This window comes from Streptomyces europaeiscabiei, from assembly GCF_001550375.1.
GTDB lineage: Bacteria > Actinomycetota > Actinomycetes > Streptomycetales > Streptomycetaceae > Streptomyces > Streptomyces europaeiscabiei.
This window is the reverse complement of sequence record NZ_LRTR01000448.1, coordinates 1-2,334: the sequence shown is the minus strand read 5'-3', so window position 1 is coordinate 2,334 and position 2,334 is coordinate 1. Positions and strand designations below refer to the sequence as shown.

Here is a 2,334-nt window from a genome sequence, read left to right as displayed (position 1 = left end):
CGGCCGTCTCCGCGACGGCGGCCCGTACGCACTCCTGGAACTCCTCCGGCGTGAGCGCGTGGAACTCGCCGGTGCCGCAGCAGGCGAAGACCGCGGCCGCCCCGGCCTCGACGCCCCGGCGGACGTGCGCGCGGTAGGCGTCGAGATCGACCGCGCCGTCCGGGCCGTACGCCGTGACGGGGAAGAACAGCGGTCCGCTGGGGACCATGAGCCGGGCGGCGAGAGGGGCCGGCGTCACGGGCTCTGCCAAGTCCACGGGCTCTCCCAAGTCCATGTCACTGATCAGTGTCTACATTTCTGAACAACAGCACGCTAAGGCGCCTCCTTGCGGCCGGTCAAGCCGAGCAACCCGCGCCGCACCAGCGATTTCGCACCTCGGCGCCACACTTGACGCACGGGACCCACACTCCCTAGCGTGTCCATGAATGTGAATGCCGGACGCCCATGTGCACGAATGGCGATGCAAGGAGATCCACGGATGCCCGCTCCCCGCACCGTTCTGCTCACCGGCGCCGCCGGTGGACTCGGCACCCTGATGCGGGACCTGCTCCCGGCCCACGGCTACGAGCTGCGCCTCCTGGACGTGCTGCCCGTCGAGGGCGCGCCGGACGCGATCACGGCCGACCTCGCCGACAAGGATGCCCTGCGCGAGGCCGTACGGGGCGTCGACGCGATCATCCACCTCGCGGGCATCTCCCTGGAAGCCTCCTTCGAGAAGATCCTCAGGGCGAACATCGAGGGGACGTACAACCTGTACGAGGCCGCCCGCGCGGAGGGCGTCCCCCGTATCGTGTTCGCGTCCTCCAACCACGCGGTGGGCTTCACGCCCCGCCCGCAGGGCCAGGACCCGCTGATTCCGATCGAGACCGCCCACCGCCCCGACACCTTCTACGGCCTGTCCAAGTCCTTCGGTGAGGACCTGGCCCAGCTCTACTGGGACAAGCACGGCCTGGAGACGGTCTCCGTCCGCATCGGCTCCTGCTTCCCCGAGCCCACCAGCGTCCGCATGCTCTCGCTCTGGATGAGCCCGGCCGACGGCGCCCGCCTCTTCGACGCGGCCCTGACCGCCGAGAATGTCGGCCACACCGTCGTCTACGGCTCCTCCGCCAACACCCGCCTGTGGTGGGACCTCTCCACCGCCCGCGCCCTCGGCTACGAGCCCCGGGACGACTCCGAGCCGTACGCCGAGAAGCTGATCGCCGAGCAGGGCGAACTGGACCCCGAGAACGTGGCCCACGCCAACCTGGGCGGCCACTTCGTGAGCGACCCGCCGATCTGGCCGTACTGAGCGACCGGGCTCACCCGGGTTCGTACGTCGTACAGGATACGAGGGCCGTACCGACGTACGGAAAGGAGCGGGTGGGCACCGATCGTGCCCGCCCGCTCCTACTGCCGTACCGGCCACCACAACCTCTGCAGGCGGAGGGCCACGATCGGGGCACGGGACCACCGGGGACGGCCGGGTGTCCGAAATTCGCTGGGCTGGCGCCACCTCCGCCCCTACCATCCGGGACATGCCACGTCCCCAGGGATTCACCCACACCCAGCACGCCGACGGCACGGTGACGATCGACCACCACGGCCGCGCGGCCACGACGCTGCGCGGTCCGCGAGCCGCCCGCTTCCTCGCCGAGGTGGCGGCGGGCGACCCGCAGCTGGTCATGGCCCGCTGGACCGGAAACTACCGACGGGGCAACGAACGCACGGCCCGGGAACACCCCCGCAACCGCCGCTGACCCGAACGGCCGCCAGGCACCCGTGGGTAAGGGAACGGTAAAGCGGCCTGAATCGTTCACCACGCATGACCGCTATGACCCCCGGCTCGAACATCCCGCTGCCCGCCACCCGCGTCGCGGTGGACGTCGCCGCGCCCGTGCGGCTCGACGTATCGGGCCTGCTGCTCACCGCCGACGGCAAGGTGCGCTCGGACGACGACTTCATCTTCTTCAACCAGCCGACCGGCCCGGGCGTGACGTACCGCTCCGGCGGCGGTACGACCCCCGACTCGATCACGGTGGACACGACGGCCGTCCCCCCGGGCATCGAGAAGATCGTCATCACGGCCAGCCCGGACGCGGCGGGCCAGACGTTCCAGGGCATCGAACCGACGGCCACGATCCGCAACGCGGCGGACGGCTCCGTGATCTCCACGTTCACCCCGCCGCAGCTGGGCACGGAGACGGCCCTGGTGATCGTGGAGATCTATCTGCGCAACGGCGCGTGGAAGGCCCGCGCGGTCGGCCAGGGGTATGCGAACGGGCTCGCGGGCATCGCGACGGACTTCGGTGTCACCGTGGAGGAGCCCGCCCCGGCCCCGGCCCGGCTCGCCCTCGC

The 2,334-nt window shown here is 70.9% G+C and carries 4 protein-coding genes; 3 read left to right on the top strand and 1 reads right to left on the bottom strand.

Features of this window, described 5'->3' with window-relative positions:
* Positions 1–238, bottom strand: a 238-nt coding sequence (locus AWZ10_RS21735) for a dihydrodipicolinate synthase family protein (RefSeq protein ID WP_208618540.1), incomplete at its 3' end; no start/stop codon positions are given.
* Positions 239–478: 240 nt separating this feature from the next.
* On the opposite strand from AWZ10_RS21735, the gene AWZ10_RS21730 reads away from it, so the two are divergent.
* From AWZ10_RS21730 to AWZ10_RS21720, 3 genes are all read left to right on the top strand, one after another.
* Positions 479–1,288 carry an NAD-dependent epimerase/dehydratase family protein gene (locus tag AWZ10_RS21730; RefSeq protein ID WP_046705171.1) on the top strand — a complete coding sequence of 270 codons (810 nt, stop codon included), beginning with the start codon at positions 479–481 and terminating at the stop codon, positions 1,286–1,288.
* Between the two features lie 226 nt (positions 1,289–1,514).
* Positions 1,515–1,736 (top strand): hypothetical protein, encoded by a 222-nt coding sequence (locus AWZ10_RS21725; RefSeq protein WP_037691440.1) that lies wholly within the window; start codon positions 1,515–1,517, stop codon positions 1,734–1,736.
* Between the two features lie 74 nt (positions 1,737–1,810).
* A partial coding sequence (locus AWZ10_RS21720) for a TerD family protein (protein ID WP_208618539.1) occupies positions 1,811–2,334 on the top strand: 524 nt, incomplete at its 3' end.

What these genes read in the sequence shown, in the direction of transcription:
- AWZ10_RS21730 (WP_046705171.1), top strand. Translation starts at nt 479, where the DNA reads ATGCCCGCTCCCCGCACCGTTCTGCTCACCGGCGCCGCCGGTGGACTC.
- AWZ10_RS21725 (WP_037691440.1), top strand. Translation starts at nt 1,515, where the DNA reads ATGCCACGTCCCCAGGGATTCACCCACACCCAGCACGCCGACGGCACG.